Source organism: Mesorhizobium sp. M2A.F.Ca.ET.067.02.1.1 (assembly GCF_004023285.1).
GTDB lineage: Bacteria > Pseudomonadota > Alphaproteobacteria > Rhizobiales > Rhizobiaceae > Mesorhizobium.
Map to the genome: position 1 here is coordinate 1 of NZ_RZSB01001394.1, position 518 is coordinate 518.

At 62.7% G+C, this 518-nt stretch carries 1 protein-coding gene; it reads right to left on the reverse strand.

Going from position 1 to position 518, the window contains the following annotated elements; translation table 11 throughout:
• A partial coding sequence (locus EOA28_RS38005; protein ID WP_210214998.1) for a substrate-binding domain-containing protein occupies positions 1–518 on the reverse strand: 518 nt, incomplete at both ends.

The window sequence follows — 518 nt, forward strand, 5'->3', positions numbered from 1 at the left end:
GCATGGCATTGGCCAGTTCCTCGGCCCGGGCCGGGTCTGAGATGCCCTGTTCGGCGACGATCTTGATGTCGGGATAGTCCTTCTCGATGGTTTTCTTGAAGGACTGGTCGCGCTGGTTGGTGACGTAATAGTTGGCATCGTGGAAGATATAGCCAACCTTGCCCTTGCCACCGATGGCCTTGGCCATGGCGTCGGCCGCCTGCTTGCCCATCTGGTAGAGATCGTCGGTGACGATCGAGGCATAGTCCGTGCCTTGCTTGTAGTCCTTGGGCAGGTTCGACAGGAACACCAGCTTGACGCCGTCCTTGACGGCCTGGCGGAAGGCTTCGGCGGAGGTGACCGGGTCGAGCGGCAGCGCCAGGATGACGTTTGGCTTGGCGGCTAAAGCGGTCTCGATGTCGCTGCGCTGGCGGGCGGCGTCGAACTGCGCGTCGGTCTTGACCGCGATCGGGATGCCGGCGCGGGCGAACTCGTCGGTGGCGCCGGCTGTCACAGCATTGGTGAAGTCAGAAGAGGTG